The sequence below is a fragment of the Rhodanobacter glycinis genome, assembly GCF_900114325.1.
Lineage (GTDB): Bacteria > Pseudomonadota > Gammaproteobacteria > Xanthomonadales > Rhodanobacteraceae > Rhodanobacter_A > Rhodanobacter_A glycinis.
The window spans coordinates 40,256-56,012 of the sequence record NZ_FOSR01000015.1 but is presented as its reverse complement, the minus strand read 5'-3'; the positions used below and the strand labels follow the sequence as shown (position 1 = coordinate 56,012).

Below are 15,757 nucleotides of genomic sequence, written 5' to 3'. Positions count from 1 at the left end.
GCTCCAACTGCATACCAGTCAGCTCGAGTCCAGAAAAGACAGGCGACGACGCATGCGCTAATGTTCGCCGAGGATATTTCAAAGGCTCTCGGGCAACCCATGCAGCGCACGGTATTTTTCATCTCCGATTCCACTGGTATTACGGCCGAGACGATCGGCAACAGCATTCTTGCCCAGTTCGAGGGGGTGAGCTTCATCAAGCACCGCTTGCCGTTCATCGACAACGTGCACAAGGCGGAGAATGCCGCGTTGCGCATCAAGACGCATTACGCGAAGAGCGGCGAGCGGCCGATCGTGGTCAACACGATGGCCGATCGCGCGCTGTGCGAGATCGTGGCCGGTACCGGTGCGTTGATGCTGGATGTGTTCGCGCCGTTCATCGGTCCGCTGGAGGACGAGCTGGGCGCCAAGCGTTCCGGTGCGGTGAACCGTTCGCACGGACTGGTCGATTTCGACAAGTACGAAGCGCGCATCAACGCAACCAACTATGCGCTGTCGCATGATGATGGCATCGACGTGAATTACGCCGAGTCGGATCTGATCCTGGTGGGTGTATCGCGCTCGGGCAAGACGCCAACCTGCCTCTACATGGCCTTGCATTACGGGGTCAGTGCCGCCAACTATCCGTTGACCGACGAGGATCTCGAAAAACTGGAACTGCCCGCGCGGCTGCGGCCCTGGAAGGATCGCCTGTATGGCCTGACCATCGACCCGGTACGGCTCGCACAGATCCGCGAACAGCGTCGACCGGGAAGCCGTTATGCCACGCTCAAGCAGTGCCGCTGGGAGCTGGAGCAGGCTGATCGGCTGATGCGCCAGGCAGGCATTCCGTCGCTCAACACCACGCACGTCTCGATCGAGGAGATCGCCAGCAAGATCTTCGATCGTTTCGGTATCGAACGAACCATGTTCTGACCTTTTCCGGAGTCTCCATTTCCGCATGAGTGCCGTACTCGACAATCGCCACAGCCTGCTGCCGGGACGCTTCGAGTTCCTGATGGGGTTGTATGCCGAAAATTATCATCGGCTCGTGCGACTGTTCGCACCGCAGACACTGGAAGCGGGCGATTACGTGTCGGATGTTTCCGATGGCTTGCCGGTGCACCTGGTGGTGCAGGAATGCCATCCGTACACGCTGGAACTGGAACTCACCTACGGCTTTGTCGATGCGCAGACGGGGCATCGGTCGCCCTCGGCACAGTTGCGCATGTATACCGACGCGCATGTGGCCGAAGCGATGCACTGCCATCCCGGACGCCACCTGTGGCAAGTGCTCGGCCCGTTTCCGCCGGCGCACACGGTGTTCCAGCACCGGCTGCAGATGAACGGGTTTCTCTCGCGCTGGCTGGAATACCTGGCGGGGCAGGGACATTCCGTCGCCACGCTGGCACCGATGCCCGGACGTGAGGGTCAGAAGACATCGTAGGGACGCCTGGCAGGCGCCCGCGAGCGGGCGCCAGCCCGATGGGTATCCATGCAAGCAACAAAAAACCCGCACAAGGCGGGTTTCCTGCTTACAGTGGCGGAGCGGACGGGACTCGAACCCGCGACCTCCGGCGTGACAGGCCAGCATTCTAACCAGCTGAACTACCGCTCCACATTGTATAACCAGCGTTGCGAGCCAACTTGGCGTCCCCACGGGGATTCGAACCCCGGTCGCCACCGTGAAAGGGTGGTGTCCTAGGCCTCTAGACGATGGGGACAATTCAAGTTGGTGGAGCCAGGCGGGATCGAACCGCCGACCTCCTGCATGCCATGCAGGCGCTCTCCCAGCTGAGCTATGGCCCCGCCGCTGGAAGCCCGAAAGAATAGGTGTGGTTCGCGATTCCGTCAAGCATTTTTTCCAGAAATTTTTCACCGAAGTGAAAATGGCGATGCGTTCGTTGCGAGCGCGCAGTGTGCCTGCGCAATGGTCGGGTACCGAAGCTCCGGGTCCTCGCTTCATCCGGCCGTTTGGTGGGCGACAAGATTCAGTCGATATCTCATCGTTCGCCCTGAGCGTCGGCCCGCAGGGCCGGAGTCGAAGGATGATCGCCGATGGGCGCTTCGACTCTGCTCGCTGGCAGCAAACTGCGCTCAGCACGAACGCACTTTCGCTGAGCTTCGTCGCTGATCAAGTTCAGCCGTGACGGGCGCGTCACGCAGTGCATGCACAGATGCAACACGCGCTAGGCGAAGACGCGTCGCAGGGCCTAAGCTGGTGAACCCGTCAGCGCGCCCAAGAGGAAGGCATGCACGATATCGGATTCATTCGCGACCTGGCCATCGTGATGCTGGTGGCGGGCACCACGACGGTCCTGTTGCACCGGCTGCGCCTGCCGGTACTGCCGGGCTACATCCTTGCGGGTGTACTGATCGGCCCGCATACGCCGGGCGTGCTGATCACGGATCCACGCACCATTGGCGACATCTCGAATCTCGGCGTGGTGCTGCTGATGTTCACGCTGGGCCTGGAGTTCAGCGTGCGCAAGTTGCGCGAGGTAGGTGCGGGCGTGCTGCTGGTGACGGTGGCCGAGGTCGGCTTCATGCTGTGGGTCGGCTACACGCTGGGCACGGCCTTTGGCTGGAGCACCCGCGATGCGCTGTTCCTGGGCGCGATCATGTCGTTGTCCTCGACGATGGTGGCCACGCGCACCCTGAGTGAGGGCGGGATGCGGCAATGGCCGTTCGCGCGGGTGGTGATCGGCATGCTGGTCGCGGAAGACATGCTGACCATCGTCATCCTGACTCTGCTGACCGCGGTGGCCATTGGCGGGGTGGTGGAAACCGGCGTGGCGTTCAGCCTGATCGGTCACCTGGGCCTGTTCGTGGTGGCCGGCATGCTGGTTGGCTTGCTGCTGCTGCCACGCTTGGTGGATTACGTGGCCGGGTTTGGCAATGACGAAATGCTGCTGGTCAGCGTGCTGGGCATCTGCTTCGGTGCCAGCCTGCTGGCGGCCTTGCTGGGTTTCAGCGTGGCGCTGGGGGCTTTCCTTGCCGGTGCGGTGGTGGCCGAGGCGCGCAACGCGACACGCGTGGTGCATATGGTGGAACCGTTGCGTGACATGTTTGCCGCGCTGTTCTTTGTGTCCATCGGGCTGAAGATCGACCCCGCCTTGCTGATGCAGTACGCGTTGCCGGCGTTGCTGGTGGCGGTGGTCGTCATGCTGGGCAAGACGCTGGCGTGCAGCGTGGGCTGTTTCTTCGTGGGCCATGACGCCCGCACCGCCTTGCGCGCAGGCCTGAGCATGGCGCAGATCGGCGAGTTCTCGTTCGTGATCGCCACGTTGGGTCTGTCGCTGAATGCGGTAAGCAAGTTCATCTACCCGATCGCGGTCGCCTCGTCGCTGATCTGCATGGTGGCGTCACCGTACCTGATGCGCTCGACGGATGCCCTGGCGAACGGAGGCCGCAAGGTGTTGCCGCAGTCGTTGCGCCTGCTGGTCACCAGCTATAGCGGCTGGCTGGAGAATTTGCGGCCGGTGGCGGAAAACGCGGCGATTGCGGCGATGTTCCGTCGCTTGCTGTGGCATATCGTGGTCAATGTGATCCTGGTGGTCACGCTGTTCACGATCGGCGCCTATGTCAATGCGCACGGCTGGGGCTGGTTTTCGAAGGTGGGGATCGATCGGGAAATGCGCCATTCGCTGATCTGGGCGGTGGCGCTGGTGCTGTCGCTGCCGTTCCTGATTGCCATTTACCGCAAAGCCGAGGCGCTGGGCATGCTGCTGGCTGAATTGGGTATTCGCGAGCGCTTTGCCGGAGGCTATACCCAGGCCATCCGCCAGGTGTTGGCGCGACTGATCCCGGTGGCGGCGCTGGTACTGCTGGCCCTGCTGGTGGGGGCGTTGGGCTCGACGATCCTGCCGCCACGCGGGGTGGCGCTGTCGGTGGGGGGCGTGGTGCTGGTGCTGGCGGTGATGCTGTGGCGTTCGCTGGTGAAGATGCATGCGCGCCTGCAGGCTGCACTGCGCGACACGCTGAACAAGCCGGAAGCCGATTCGCGTGACTGAAGTCTCATCCCGCAAGCGTCATGATTGAACCTTTCATGTGGCGGATTGTCGGACACAAAACGTCGTTGCCAAGACCGAACGGGACCCGCACAATGCGGGTTCTGCCCTCCAACGGGGAGGGGCGGCCGGCACGCCGGTATATCCATGACGAGGGAGTTCCGAATGAAGCATCTTTTGCGTCCCACGCTGACAATGGCCACGTTGGCCGTTGCGCTGGGCATGACGGCCAGCGTGCAAGCAGCCCAGACCACCAAGAGCAGCACGGTCGACAAGACCAAGGCCAGCTACGTGGTCGGCTGGGATCTGGCCAGCTCGTTGCCGCCGATCGTGCGCCAAGAGATCGATCCGGCCACTGTCGCTCGTGCGGTCCAGTCGGAGCTGTCCGGCCAGAAGCCGACCATGTCCGAGGCCGAGTACAAGTCGGTCAAGGAAGCGTTTGTCACCCAGCTGCGCGCCAAGGCCAAGGCCGAGTTCGACAAGGAAGCGGCCAAGAACAAGGCGGCCGGTGAGGCCTTCCTGGCCAAGAACCGCCACGCCGCTGGCGTGAAGGTCACGGCCTCGGGCCTGCAGTACAAGGTGCTGTCGCAGGGTTCCGGCGCTCGCCCGGGTCCGAACGACACGGTCAAGGTCAACTATGTCGGCAAGCTGGTCGACGGCACCGTGTTCGACGATTCGTCGAAGCATGGCAGCAGCGGCCCGGCGTCGATTCCGCTGGCCAACGTGATCCCGGGCTTCCGCGAAGGCCTGGAGCTGATGCAGACCGGTGGCCATTACCAGTTCTTCATCCCGTCGAACCTCGCCTACGGCTCCGAGCCGCGTAGCGAGATGCCGCCGAATGAAACGCTGATCTTCGACGTGACCCTGGTTAGCACCGGTCCCACCAAGGGTGGCGCTGCACCGGACGCCGGACAGAAGTAAGCGCGCGGCAGCCATGCTGCCAGCGTTGTGAACCGAAGGGGCGCGAAGCGATTCGCGCCCCTTCGCTTTGGTCGCGGGCCACGGGCTGCTGGCTCGGTTTTTTGCGCGATCCAGCACGCCGCGCCTGTTAGAATGTGCGGCTTCACACGAATACCTGGGCAACCGATGAACGTCACCATCTTCGGAACCGGTTATGTAGGCCTCGTCACCGGTGCCTGCCTGGCGGAAATGGGCAATCACGTGGTCTGCGTCGATATCGACGCGGGCAAGGTGGCGCGCCTGGAACAGGGCGACATCCCGATCTACGAGCCGGGCCTGGAGCCGATCGTCGCGCGCAACCACGCGAATGGCCAGTTGGCCTTCACCACTGATCCGGCGCCAGCCATCGCGCACGGGCAGGTGGTGTTCATCGCGGTCGGCACGCCGCCGGACGAAGATGGCAGCGCCGACCTGCAATATGTGTTGAGCGTGGCGAAGACCATCGGCCAGCACATGGATCGCTATACCGTGGTGGTGAACAAGTCGACCGTGCCGGTGGGCACCGCCGATCGCGTGCGCGAGGCGATTGCCGCCGAGCTGGCCGCGCGCGGCGCGACGATCGCATTCGACGTGGTCTCCAACCCCGAGTTCCTCAAGGAAGGCGACGCGGTGGCCGATTGCCTGCGCCCGGACCGCATCGTGGTGGGCAGTTCCAGCGCGCGCGCCGTCGACGTGCTGCGCAAGCTGTACGCACCGTTCAACCGCAACCACGATCGCATGGTGGTGATGGACGAGCGTTCGGCCGAGCTGACCAAGTACGCCGCCAACGCCATGTTGGCGACCAAGATCAGCTTCATGAACGAGATTGCCAACATCGCCGAACGCGTGGGCGCGGATGTGGAACTGGTGCGCCACGGTATCGGTGCGGATCCGCGCATCGGCTACCACTTCATCTACCCGGGCGCCGGCTACGGTGGCTCGTGCTTCCCCAAGGACGTGCAGGCGCTGGAGCGCACCGCGCGCGGCGTGGGTTACCAGGCGCGCCTGCTGGGGGCGGTGGAAGCGGTCAACCACGACCAGAAGACCAAGTTGTTCGAGCTGATCTCGCGCCACTTCGACGGCCAGCTCAAGGGCAAGACCATCGCGTTGTGGGGCCTGGCCTTCAAGCCGAATACCGACGACATGCGCGAAGCGCCCAGCCGGCGCCTGATCGAGGCGTTGTGGCAAGCCGGTGCAACGGTGCGTGCCTTTGATCCGGAAGCGCGCGAGGAAGCGCAGCGTATCTACGGTGAACGCGACGACCTGGTCTTGTGCGGGCAGCCCCATGACGCGCTGAAGGGCGCCGACGTGCTGGCCATCGTCACCGAGTGGAAGCTGTTCCGCAGCCCGGATTTCGCGGCGATTCGCGCCGCACTGAAAGAACCGGCGATCTTCGACGGACGCAATCTGTACGAGCCGTCGACCGTGGAAGAGGCCGGGCTGGCCTATTACGGCATCGGGCGCGGACGTTCGCTGGGCGTGAAACGCTGATGGACAATCTCGAACAGCGACTGACCGAGCTGGAAGTCCGACTCACTTTCATCGACGATACCGTGCTTGGGCTGGCCAACGCCGATGGCGAGCAGTCCATGCGCATCGCCACGCTGGAGCGGCTGGTGCACGACTTGCGCAGCGAGCTGGCCTCGTTGCGGCTGGGGCAGGGCCACGACCCGCACAGCGAACCACCGCCGCCGCATTATTGAACCGACTCTGGCATTACGCTCACACCGGATTCCGACCATGGCCGATTCCCTGCGCGATCAGCTGCTGAAAAGCGGCATCGTCAAACAGGTTCGCGAAGAAAAGCGCCCGAGCGCGCCCAACAGCGGGCGCACGCCTGCGTTCAAGAAGGGCTCGAAAGGGACGAAGGCGCGCGCTGCCTCCAGCGACGAGGTCGATCTGGCCAAGGCCTATGCGATCCGTGCCCGTACCGAAGCCAATGAACGCAAGCAGGCCGAACGCGAGGCCGCCGAACAGGCGCGCCTGAAGCGCGAGCGCAAGCAGAAGATCCAGCAGCTTTTGCAGGGCAAGGCCCTGAACAAGGCTGACGCCGAGCATGTCCGGCATTTCGAATACGGCGGCAAGATCCGTCGTGTCCACGTGGACCCCGCGCAGCTGGCCGCGCTCAATGCCGGCGAGCTGGGCATCGTGCAGCAGGCGGGACGCTATGTGCTGGTCGAGCGTGCGATTGCCGAGCAGGTACGCGACATCGATGCACACCTGCTCGCGTTGCTGGTGGAGCCAGGCGCCGGCGGCATCGGCGACGACGGCGTGCCTGACGACTTGATGTGGTAGCGCCTTGCACCCTCTCCCCGTTAAGGGAGAGGGTTGGGGTCAGGGACCCATCTGGCAGTGAGACTCGATAAAGCCGCAGCGGTTCCTCAGTCCGGCAATTCAAAACCGCTTTGCGCCAGTACCGGGTTGTCCCAGCCCGGCTTCGGCGTGAAGCGTTCGCCGTATTGCGCCGCCAGCGTTTCCAGGCGTGCCTTGAGCTTGGCCGCGCCTTCGCTGCGGATGTACTGGATCGGGCCACCGCGGAAGGGCGCGAAGCCGGTACCGAAGATCACCCCGGCATCGAGCAGGTCGGCATCGTCGACCACGCCGTTGGCCAGGCAGGCCACGGCTTCGTTGACCATCGACAGCACCATGCGGTCCTGCAGATCGGGCGAGGCGGCGTAGTCCGGATCGACCTCGGGTTTCTGCGGCTTGCCTTCGTGCCAGACGTACAGGCCCTGGCCATCCTTCTTGCCGCGCTTGCCGGCTTCCATTTTGTCTTCGAGGCCGGGTGGCAACTCCAGCCCAAGGAAGGGCGCCAGTTCCTTGCCGACCGAGGCGCACACGTCCAGCCCGACCGTGTCGGCCAGCTCGATCGGTCCCATCGGCATGCCGAATTTCGTGGCGACTTTGTCCAGCACCGGCCCGGGCACGCCTTCGTTGTACAGGCGCATGGCTTCGAGCAGGTAAGGCATCAGGATGCGATTGACCAGGAAGCCGGGCGTGCCCTTGACCGCCACCGGCAGTTTGCCGATGGCCTTGCAGAACGCCAGTGCGCGTTTCTCGATGGCCGGATCGAGCCGCTCGTGGCGCACCACCTCGACCAGCGGCATCTGCGCCACCGGGTTGAAAAAGTGCAGGCCGAGGAAACGTTGCGGCGCCGCCAGCTTGCCGCGCAGTTCATCCAGCGGAATGCTGGAGGTGTTGGTAGCGAGGATCTCGTCGGCCTGGAACTGAGGTTCGATGGTGGCGTAAAGCGCTTCCTTGGCTTCGGCGTTCTCGTAGATCGCCTCGATCGCCAGGTCGGCATCGGCCACGCCCTTGCCCTCGACATCGGCGCGCAGGCGGCGCGTGGCGGCCTCGATCTTTTCCGGCGTTTTCAGTTTTTTCTCGTAGAGCTTGCGGGCGCGGTCCAGCGCGGGCTGGACGTACTTCATCTCGCGATCCTGCAGGGTCACGTCGAAACCCTTCAGCGCCGCCCAGGCCGCGATATCGCCGCCCATGACGCCGGCACCGACCACATGCACGTGCTTGATGGCGGGGTCGATGCCGCCGCCGGCGCCTTTCAGACGCTCCTGCAGGAAGAAGATGCGGATCAGGTTCTGCGCGGTCGGCGTCTGCGCCAGCTTGGACACCGACAGCGCTTCCAGTTTCAGCCGTTGCCGGATGTCGCCGCCGCCGCGCTTCCACACGTCGATCAGCGCGAATGGGGCCGGGTAGTGTTCCTTGCGCACCTTGGCGGCCGTCTGCTTGAGCACCATCGGGGCGAGGATCTGCCGCGCCAGCCAGGTGTTCGTGGCCCAGGCCTTGGTCCGCCGCACGAACGGGCGCGTGATGGGGCGGCGCAACAGATGCTTCGCTTCGGTCAGCAGCTCGTCGAGCCGGGCGGTGCGATCGACCACGCCGAGCGTCAGTGCCCGCTTTGCCGACAATGGCTTGCCGGTGAGCATCACCGGCAGCGCGTCGGGGGCGCCGATCAGGCGTGGCAGGCGCGCGCTGCCGCCCCAGCCGGGATGGATGCCGAGCATGACTTCGGGCAGGCCGATTCGGGTTTTCTCGTCATCCGCGGCGATGCGTTGGCGACAGGCCAGGATCAGTTCGGTGCCGCCGCCCATGCAGGCGCCGTGCACGGCGGCCACGGTCGGGCAGGGCAGGCGTGCCAGCGATTCGTAGACGCGCTGGCCGTTCTGGATGTTCTCCAGCACGGTGCCGTGCTTCGCGTAACCCACGAACTCCTTGATGTCGGCCCCCACGGCGAAGCCGGAGGCCTTGGCGGAGTGGATGATCACCCCGGCCGGCCGCTCGATCGCCAGCCGCTCGACGATCTGGCCCAGCTCGTCCAGCACCTCGCGCGAAATGGCGTTGACGCTGCTGTTGGCGCGGTCGAGGGTCAGCGTGACGATGCCGCTGTCATCCAGGTTCGTTTTCCAATGGTTGAAGCGCAGTCCTTCGAACATGGGCTCAAGTTGGGTGGTGGATGGAAATTGCACCATACCGTCCCGTAGCGTGGATTGCGAGACGCTTCCGGGTTCATTGACAAAGGGCTTGCCGCCACTTGCCGATGCCTGCGTCACGAAGCGATCAACGTCCTATTGCGCTTCCTCCGCGAACGCGTAACTTAGACCGGGATGACTACCTTGATGGCCCCCGGTCCGGTCGCCGGCAGCGAGATATTCGAGCGCATCCTGGCCGTGCCAGGAGGTCTGGTTCTGCTCGACTGCGACGACAGTGCGGCTCTTGTCGAGCAGTTCCGCGCCATCGCCAGGCACAGCGGGCAGTCGATCTACCTGTGGGACCCGGAGGCGGGCATGGGCAACCTGCGCGAGGTGCATGCACGGGTGCCGGGCCTGCAGCGGCTGGGCAATGCCTTGCGCTACATGCAGCAGAGCAACCATTTCGGCATATATCTGCTGGCGAAATTCCCGCTGCCGATCTCCACCATGGATAACAACCTGCTGCGGCAACTGGCGCGTTCGCCGGCCGGGCACGTGCGACGGGTGGTGCTGCTGGATGCGGAGCCGGCCCTGGTAGCCGGCCTGGATGACGTGGCCGTGCGACTGGATGGTTCGTCACGCCCCGCCCAGCGCCCGCGCCTGCGCGACGGCCGCTGGCTGCCGTGAGCGACGAACTGTCCCGCGAGACTGGCGTGCTGGTGGTGGCGCCACAGCGCGATCTTCGCCGCGCCCTGTTCGATGCGCTCGATCATGAGGGGCATCCGCTGATCCATTCGGCCCGCGACCCCGCACATGCGGCGATCCTGCTGGAGGGGCGCGCGCCGCTGACCTTGATGGTGGTGGCGCTGGAAGGCGACGGACGCGCGGCACTGGCCAGTTGCGAGCAGTTGCGACGCATTCCTGCCTGCGCCGATGCGCTGCTGATCGTCGTGCTGGCCGATGGCGCCACGATTCGCCCCACGCAACTGCCGGCCGGCGTGGGCGACTGGCTGCATGCCGGCCAGATCGCCAGTGAACTGGGGCCGCGTTGGCAACGCCTGCGGCGTACCGCCTGGGCCGGGCCGGGGCGTGCGCCGGCCCCGGCCAGCGATGGCGATTACCGCTTCGTCTTCGATGAAGATGACAGCGAGTGGGTGATTGTCGATCCGTCCACCGAGCGTGTGCTGGAGGCGAGCCCGGCATGGGGGCGCCACAGCGGACTGGGCGATGGCGCGGTGCTCGATCGTACATTGACCGAACTGCTGGTGTTCGAAAGTGTGAGTGCGGAACAGCTGCTGCGCGAAAGCAACCGCCAGTGGTATCCCTGCGGGCGCCGTTCCGTCCAGGGGGCCGACAGCGGCGAGGTGAGCTCGCGACGCGTGCGGCATGCCGGGCGCGACGTGGCAGCACTCGCGTTCCGCAGCGACCGCGCCGGGGTCCGCCCGGGCGTGGCGCTGACCTTGCTGGCGCGACTGTTTGCCAGTGGCGGCAACGACGGCGACATGAGCGTGGCGGTGCAGTTGCTGGTCGATGACATGGGGCTGGATTACCTCGCCGTATGGTCGGGTCGGCCGGAAGACAGCGGGGCACCGGTGCAACTGGCGCAGCGCTGGCGCGGCGGCGAGCGTTCCTGGCCGGCGGCGCAGCTGCAGAGCTCGTTGCGCCTGGTCTTGGGTGGCAAGACCCTGGTGCACGCGGCGGATGCCCAGCGGCTGGCCACGGCCGATCCGCTGGTGGCCGACCTGGGCCTGTGCGGTTTCGTCGGCCTGCCGCTGCTCGATGAACGGCGCAACGTGCTCGGCGCCCTGCTGGCCGGCAGTCGGCAGCCGTTTGCGGAGCCGGAAATCGCCGAGCCAGTGCTGCGTTGCGCGGCGGCCCATTTCGCCCATGCGCTGGAATTGCGTCGCACGCGCGAGCAGGGCCGGGCCGAAGGCCTGCTCGATGCGCTCACCGGCTTGCCCAACCGCCTGCTGTTCAACGATCGGCTGGATACCATCATTCGCGAAGCCAACCGCACCGGCGAATGCTTCGCAGTACTGTTCGTCGACCTGGACCGTTTCAAGTCGATCAACGACAACCTGGGCCATGCCGTGGGCGACCAGGTACTGGTGGCCGTGACCCAGCGCCTGCGCAGCAGCGTGCGCGCGTCCGATACGGTGGCACGTTACGCCGGCGACGAATTCATCCTTGTCCTGCGCCACATCGTGAAGAACGACGACGTGCTGCGCGTGGCCGAAAAGATCGTCCAGCTGATGGAAAAGCCATTGCGGCTGGAGGACGAAACCGAACTGCAGGTCACCGCGTCCATCGGCATCAGCTTCTTCCCCGAGGATGCACCGGATGCAGAAACCCTGCTCAAGCATGCCGACGAGGCGATGTATGCCGCCAAGGGACAAGGCCGCAACAACTACCAGATCTACGACGTCAGCCCCGAGCAGGAGCAGCAGAACGCGGCATTGAAGCGCAGCCTGCGCCACGCCGAGGGCAACGGCGAGCTGCGGGTGTTCTACCAGCCACAGGTGAACGCGGACAGCGAAGACATCGTCGGGATGGAGGCGCTAGTGCGCTGGGAACATCCCGAACTGGGGGCGATCGGTCCCGGCTTCTTCATTCCGTTGGCCGAAGAAACCGGGCTGATCGTTTCCATCGGCGAATGGGTCTTGCGTACCGCCTGTCAGCAGGCGCGGGTCTGGGAGGACCGGCATGGTCTGCGCCTTCGCCTGGGCGTGAACCTGTCCGTGGTCCAGCTGACGCAGCCAGACCTGGTGGGCGTGGTGGAGCGGGTGCTGCAGGAAACCGGGCTCGATCCGACATTGCTTGAACTGGAAGTGACCGAAAGCATCAGCATCAAGGCCGTCCCCCACTTGATGGAAAACCTGCATGGCCTGCATCGGCTGGGGTGCCGCATTGCCATCGACGATTTCGGTACCGGCGCCGCTTCGCTGGATTACCTGCGCAAGCTGCCGGCCGATCGGATCAAGATCGACCAGAGCTTCGTGCGCAACATCGGCGTGGATCCGGACGACGAGGCCATCGTGCGCGCCACCATCGACATGGCGCACCGGCTCAACCGCGAGGTGGTGGCCGAAGGCGTGGAGATCGAGCAGCATCTGCAGTTCCTGCGCCAGAACGGCTGTGACGAGTTGCAGGGTTATCTGTTCTGCCGCCCGTTGCCCCAGGCCAGTTTCGATCGCCTGCTGGCCGAGCGCGAGAGCCTGCTGGCTGGCGTGGCCGGCCAGTCGGCCGCTTGAGTGGCCGCGGCACGCCCCCATCTCACGGAGTGGATCGGGCCTTGACGGCCGAAGCGGGGATCGCCGGGCGATGATGATCGGGCGCGAGCGCCGGAGAGTTGGCCGAGGATCGTATTCGTGCTGAACTTGCAGGCGTAATGTCTGTCTGAAGCACCTCAATCCATCCGGCAACATCCCCGGGGGCGGCGGCAGCAACGAAGGAGATGGCCCGGATGGGCGAAAACGAACTCGATAGTGCGCTGGTCGAGCGGGTACAGGGGGGCGACAAGCGCGCTTTCGACCTGCTGGTGCGCAAGTACCAGCACAAGGTCGTCGGCCTGATTTCCCGCTACGTGCACAACCACGCCGAATGCGAAGACGTGGCGCAGGAGGCTTTCGTGCGTGCATGGCGCGCCATTGGCTCGTTCCGCGGCGACAGCCAGTTCTACACCTGGATGTACAAGATCGCGGTGAATACCGCCAAGAACCATCTGGTGGCGCAGGGGCGGCGGCCACCCAGCGACGATATCGCCATCGAGGATGCGGTGTTCGTGCCGGGGGCCGACCGCATGCAGGACAACGCCACCCCCGAACGCGAGTTGATGCGGCAGGAAATTGAACAAACGGTGTTTTCCACTGTCCAAGCCCTGCCTGAGGAATTGCGGACAGCCATTACGCTGCGCGAGATGGATGGCCTCAGCTACGAGGAGATCGCCACCGCCATGGATTGCCCGATCGGAACGGTGCGTTCGCGTATCTTCCGGGCGCGTGAGGCGATTGATGAAAAGTTGCGGCCGCTGTTGTCGAACCGCGAGGACCGGACACCATGACTGAAATGCATCAGGAAAACCTTTCCGCCGGTATCGACGGCGAACTGTCGAAGGAGGAGCTCCGCTTCCTGCTGCGGCGGCTCGACCACGAAGCGGACTTGCTGGCCACGTGGACGCGTTACCACGCGGCGCGCGATGGCATGCGGCGTGAATTGCCCGTGCTGGCGTCGAGTGGCTTTGCGGCAAGGGTCATGCTGGCGATCGACGCCGAAGCGGCGGCCCCCACGCAAACCGTTGCCGCTGCGCAAGCCCAGGCCGGTGGTCGTCGCCGTCACTGGCTGCGCTGGTCGGCTGGCGGGGCGATCGCGGCCGGCGTTGCGGTGGCCGCACTGATGGTGGCCCAGCCCACCGCCGACAGCGACACCCGTTCCGCGACCGCGCAGGTGGCCAGTATGCCGTCGGCTGCACCGGCGCCACAGCAACAGATCGCCGCCGTGTCGACGCCTTCCCCGTCAACGCTGCAGGGCACCAATGCTCCGGCTACCGTGCCGCCGTGGCTGAGCGGCAATGCCGCTTCGCGACTGAGCGAGCGCGCCTCGATGACCCTGGGCAGCCCGGCCAATGATCCGATGCGCCCGTACCAGGTGCGCGGGTACCGTACGCTCAACAACGGCGATGGCAGTTATCTGCTGCTGATCGACCCGAGCCAGGTGGCCAACAGCCGCAATCCGCAAGCTGCTGCTGCCCAGTAATCCCGGTGGCCTTGAGCGATGCTCCGGCCATCTCCGTCTTCATCAGTTCCGCCCCGGTCGGCCCATCGCATGGGCCGCCTCCCCGGGGTGTGCCCGAAAATCCCAAGGAGGAAACCATGAATCGATCCGTTTGGCGCAACCTGGTTTGTTGCGCACTGGCCATGGGCTTTGTCGTTACGGGCAGTGTGCAGGCGCAAGGCGCGGCTGCCGCTGCCGCGCTGCCTGATTTCACTGGCATCGTGAAGGAAAATGCGCCTGCGGTGGTGCATGTCGAAGCCAAGTACAACGGCAAACATGCCAGTGCCATGCAGATGCAGGGGCCGGGCTCCGGACCCCAGGGCCCCGGTTCGAACGATCCGCAGTGGATCCTGCGGCACTTCTTCGGCATGCCGATGATGCCTTCGCCCGAAGAACAGGCGCATACCTCGCTGGGTTCGGGTTTCATCATTTCCAGTGACGGCTACATTCTCACCAACAACCATGTGGTCGCGCATGCCGACCAGGTCACCGTGCGCTTGCAGGATCGTCGCATCCTCACCGCCAAGGTGGTCGGCACCGACCCCACCTACGACATCGCATTGCTCAAGGTGAATGCCGGCGGCCCGCTGCCGACCGTGCACATTGGCGATTCGCACACGCTCAAACCCGGCCAGTGGGTGCTGGCGATCGGCTCGCCGTTCGGTTTCGATTACACCGTGACCCAGGGCATCGTCAGTGCGGTGGGCCGCAACCTCGGCGCAGGGGACCAGCAGGACACGGCGTTCATCCAGACCGACGTGCCGATCAACCGGGGCAACTCCGGCGGTCCGCTGTTCAACCTGCAAGGCCAGGTGGTCGGCATCAACTCGCAGATCTATTCCAACACCGGTGGCTATCTCGGCGTGTCGTTCTCGATCCCGATCGACACGGCCATGAACGCGGTGCAGCAGCTCAAGACCAAGGGCTACGTGACCCGTGGCATGTTGGGTGTGGCCGTGCGTCCAGTGGACGACAATGTGGTCAAGGCGTTCAAGCTGGAGAGTGCCAATGGTGCTCTTGTGGCTGAGGTGACCCCGGACAGCGGTGCGGACAAGGCCGGCATCCAGCCGGGCGACATCATCATCGGCTTCAACGGCCATGCCATCGACCAGGGCGCGGACCTGCCGCCGCTGGTGGCGATGACCAAGCCGGGCACCAAGGTGCCGGTGGAAGTGCTGCGCAACGGCAAGAAGCTCACCCTGCATGCCACTGTCGGCACGATGCCGCGCGACAAGAACGCCCAGATGGGCCATGTCGGTGCGGCAGCCAGCAGCGGCGCCGCGGCGTTGGGCCTGGTGGTGAAGTCGCTGGACCATGACTCGCGCCAGCAGCTCGGGTTGAAGTCCGGCGAGGGCGTGGTGGTGTCTGACATCACCGGTGAGGTCGCTGCACAGGCTGGCCTGCAGGCCGGTGACGTGATCCTGATGGTGAACCAGCAGAAGATCGGCAGCGTGGAGGCTTTCCGCAAGGCCACGGACCATGTGAAGGCGGGCGATACCGTGCTGTTGCTGGTACGTCGCGGCGATCAGACCAACTTCATCAGCCTGAGCGTGCCTTCCGGCAAGTCGGGAGACTGAATCTGGCGCCGTCCTCCGTGGCCCGTCCGGGCGGGCTGGCCACTTGCCATCCGGT

General features: G+C 64.9%; 14 protein-coding genes and 3 tRNA genes. 13 read left to right on the top strand and 4 right to left on the bottom strand.

Features of this window, described 5'->3' with window-relative positions; genetic code table 11:
* The first annotated feature begins 99 nt into the window (after positions 1 to 99).
* A complete protein-coding gene (gene ppsR / locus BMY90_RS14185) occupies positions 100 to 915 on the top strand; it encodes a posphoenolpyruvate synthetase regulatory kinase/phosphorylase PpsR (RefSeq protein ID WP_008213854.1) in 816 nt (271 codons plus the stop codon).
* Positions 916 to 940: 25 nt separating this feature from the next.
* Entirely contained in the window at positions 941 to 1,426 is a 486-nt protein-coding gene (locus BMY90_RS14180) for a DUF1249 domain-containing protein (RefSeq protein WP_008213855.1), read from the top strand.
* A 94-nt stretch (positions 1,427 to 1,520) separates the two neighbouring features.
* Here the strand turns inward: BMY90_RS14180 and BMY90_RS14175 are convergent.
* From BMY90_RS14175 to BMY90_RS14165, 3 genes are all read right to left on the bottom strand, one after another.
* Positions 1,521 to 1,597, bottom strand: a tRNA-Asp gene (locus tag BMY90_RS14175).
* A gap of 30 nt (positions 1,598 to 1,627) precedes the next feature.
* A tRNA-Glu gene (locus BMY90_RS14170) sits at positions 1,628 to 1,703 on the bottom strand.
* A gap of 9 nt (positions 1,704 to 1,712) precedes the next feature.
* Positions 1,713 to 1,788, bottom strand: a tRNA-Ala gene (locus BMY90_RS14165).
* A gap of 26 nt (positions 1,789 to 1,814) precedes the next feature.
* Between BMY90_RS14165 and BMY90_RS17070 the strand changes: the two genes are divergently transcribed.
* The 6 genes from BMY90_RS17070 (at position 1,815) to BMY90_RS14140 (ending at position 7,223) form a co-directional block, all read left to right on the top strand.
* Positions 1,815 to 2,129: a hypothetical protein gene (locus BMY90_RS17070; RefSeq protein ID WP_139201758.1), complete on the top strand. Its 315-nt coding sequence runs from the start codon at positions 1,815 to 1,817 to the stop codon at positions 2,127 to 2,129.
* Between the two features lie 102 nt (positions 2,130 to 2,231).
* Positions 2,232 to 3,992: a cation:proton antiporter gene (locus BMY90_RS14160; protein ID WP_092704861.1), complete on the top strand. Its 1,761-nt coding sequence runs from the start codon at positions 2,232 to 2,234 to the stop codon at positions 3,990 to 3,992.
* Positions 3,993 to 4,154: 162 nt separating this feature from the next.
* Complete coding sequence (locus BMY90_RS14155) at positions 4,155 to 4,910, top strand: FKBP-type peptidyl-prolyl cis-trans isomerase (RefSeq protein WP_092704859.1); 756 nt, start codon at positions 4,155 to 4,157, stop codon at positions 4,908 to 4,910.
* A gap of 165 nt (positions 4,911 to 5,075) precedes the next feature.
* A complete protein-coding gene (locus BMY90_RS14150; protein ID WP_092704857.1) occupies positions 5,076 to 6,419 on the top strand; it encodes a UDP-glucose dehydrogenase family protein in 1,344 nt (447 codons plus the stop codon).
* Positions 6,419 to 6,631 carry a SlyX family protein gene (locus BMY90_RS14145; protein WP_008213859.1) on the top strand — a complete coding sequence of 71 codons (213 nt, stop codon included), beginning with the start codon at positions 6,419 to 6,421 and terminating at the stop codon, positions 6,629 to 6,631. Before BMY90_RS14150 ends, BMY90_RS14145 begins: the two co-directional genes overlap by 1 nt.
* A 37-nt stretch (positions 6,632 to 6,668) precedes the next feature.
* Positions 6,669 to 7,223: a DUF2058 domain-containing protein gene (locus BMY90_RS14140; protein WP_092704855.1), complete on the top strand. Its 555-nt coding sequence runs from the start codon at positions 6,669 to 6,671 to the stop codon at positions 7,221 to 7,223.
* 86 nt (positions 7,224 to 7,309) lie between these two features.
* On the opposite strand, the gene BMY90_RS14135 is transcribed toward BMY90_RS14140, so the two are convergent.
* Positions 7,310 to 9,379 (bottom strand): 3-hydroxyacyl-CoA dehydrogenase NAD-binding domain-containing protein, encoded by a 2,070-nt coding sequence (locus tag BMY90_RS14135; RefSeq protein WP_092704853.1) that lies wholly within the window; start codon positions 9,377 to 9,379, stop codon positions 7,310 to 7,312.
* Positions 9,380 to 9,562: 183 nt separating this feature from the next.
* Between BMY90_RS14135 and BMY90_RS14130 the strand changes: the two genes are divergently transcribed.
* From BMY90_RS14130 to BMY90_RS14110, 5 genes are all read left to right on the top strand, one after another.
* Entirely contained in the window at positions 9,563 to 10,042 is a 480-nt protein-coding gene (locus BMY90_RS14130; RefSeq protein ID WP_008213194.1) for a hypothetical protein, read from the top strand.
* Positions 10,039 to 12,606: a putative bifunctional diguanylate cyclase/phosphodiesterase gene (locus tag BMY90_RS14125; RefSeq protein ID WP_245735050.1), complete on the top strand. Its 2,568-nt coding sequence runs from the start codon at positions 10,039 to 10,041 to the stop codon at positions 12,604 to 12,606. Before BMY90_RS14130 ends, BMY90_RS14125 begins: the two co-directional genes overlap by 4 nt.
* 212 nt (positions 12,607 to 12,818) lie before the next feature.
* The gene (gene rpoE, locus BMY90_RS14120) at positions 12,819 to 13,415 is read left to right on the top strand and encodes an RNA polymerase sigma factor RpoE (protein WP_175481583.1); all 597 of its coding nucleotides are present in this window, start codon (positions 12,819 to 12,821) and stop codon (positions 13,413 to 13,415) included.
* Positions 13,412 to 14,107 carry a sigma-E factor negative regulatory protein gene (locus BMY90_RS14115; RefSeq protein WP_092704849.1) on the top strand — a complete coding sequence of 232 codons (696 nt, stop codon included), beginning with the start codon at positions 13,412 to 13,414 and terminating at the stop codon, positions 14,105 to 14,107. Before rpoE ends, BMY90_RS14115 begins: the two co-directional genes overlap by 4 nt.
* A 116-nt stretch (positions 14,108 to 14,223) precedes the next feature.
* Positions 14,224 to 15,702 (top strand): Do family serine endopeptidase, encoded by a 1,479-nt coding sequence (locus BMY90_RS14110; protein ID WP_092704901.1) that lies wholly within the window; start codon positions 14,224 to 14,226, stop codon positions 15,700 to 15,702.
* Positions 15,703 to 15,757: the final 55 nt, after the last annotated feature.

Excerpts from the sequence above, each read along its gene's own strand:
- BMY90_RS14160 (WP_092704861.1), top strand. The coding sequence starts at position 2,232 with ATGCACGATATCGGATTCATTCGCGACCTGGCCATCGTGATGCTGGTG.
- BMY90_RS14130 (WP_008213194.1), top strand. The coding sequence starts at position 9,563 with ATGGCCCCCGGTCCGGTCGCCGGCAGCGAGATATTCGAGCGCATCCTG.
- ppsR (WP_008213854.1), top strand. The coding sequence starts at position 100 with ATGCAGCGCACGGTATTTTTCATCTCCGATTCCACTGGTATTACGGCC.
- BMY90_RS14180 (WP_008213855.1), top strand. The coding sequence starts at position 941 with ATGAGTGCCGTACTCGACAATCGCCACAGCCTGCTGCCGGGACGCTTC.
- BMY90_RS14140 (WP_092704855.1), top strand. The coding sequence starts at position 6,669 with ATGGCCGATTCCCTGCGCGATCAGCTGCTGAAAAGCGGCATCGTCAAA.
- rpoE (WP_175481583.1), top strand. The coding sequence starts at position 12,819 with ATGGGCGAAAACGAACTCGATAGTGCGCTGGTCGAGCGGGTACAGGGG.
- BMY90_RS14145 (WP_008213859.1), top strand. The coding sequence starts at position 6,419 with ATGGACAATCTCGAACAGCGACTGACCGAGCTGGAAGTCCGACTCACT.
- BMY90_RS14150 (WP_092704857.1), top strand. The coding sequence starts at position 5,076 with ATGAACGTCACCATCTTCGGAACCGGTTATGTAGGCCTCGTCACCGGT.
- BMY90_RS14115 (WP_092704849.1), top strand. The coding sequence starts at position 13,412 with ATGACTGAAATGCATCAGGAAAACCTTTCCGCCGGTATCGACGGCGAA.
- BMY90_RS14155 (WP_092704859.1), top strand. The coding sequence starts at position 4,155 with ATGAAGCATCTTTTGCGTCCCACGCTGACAATGGCCACGTTGGCCGTT.
- BMY90_RS14110 (WP_092704901.1), top strand. The coding sequence starts at position 14,224 with ATGAATCGATCCGTTTGGCGCAACCTGGTTTGTTGCGCACTGGCCATG.
- BMY90_RS14135 (WP_092704853.1), bottom strand. The coding sequence starts at position 9,379 with ATGTTCGAAGGACTGCGCTTCAACCATTGGAAAACGAACCTGGATGAC.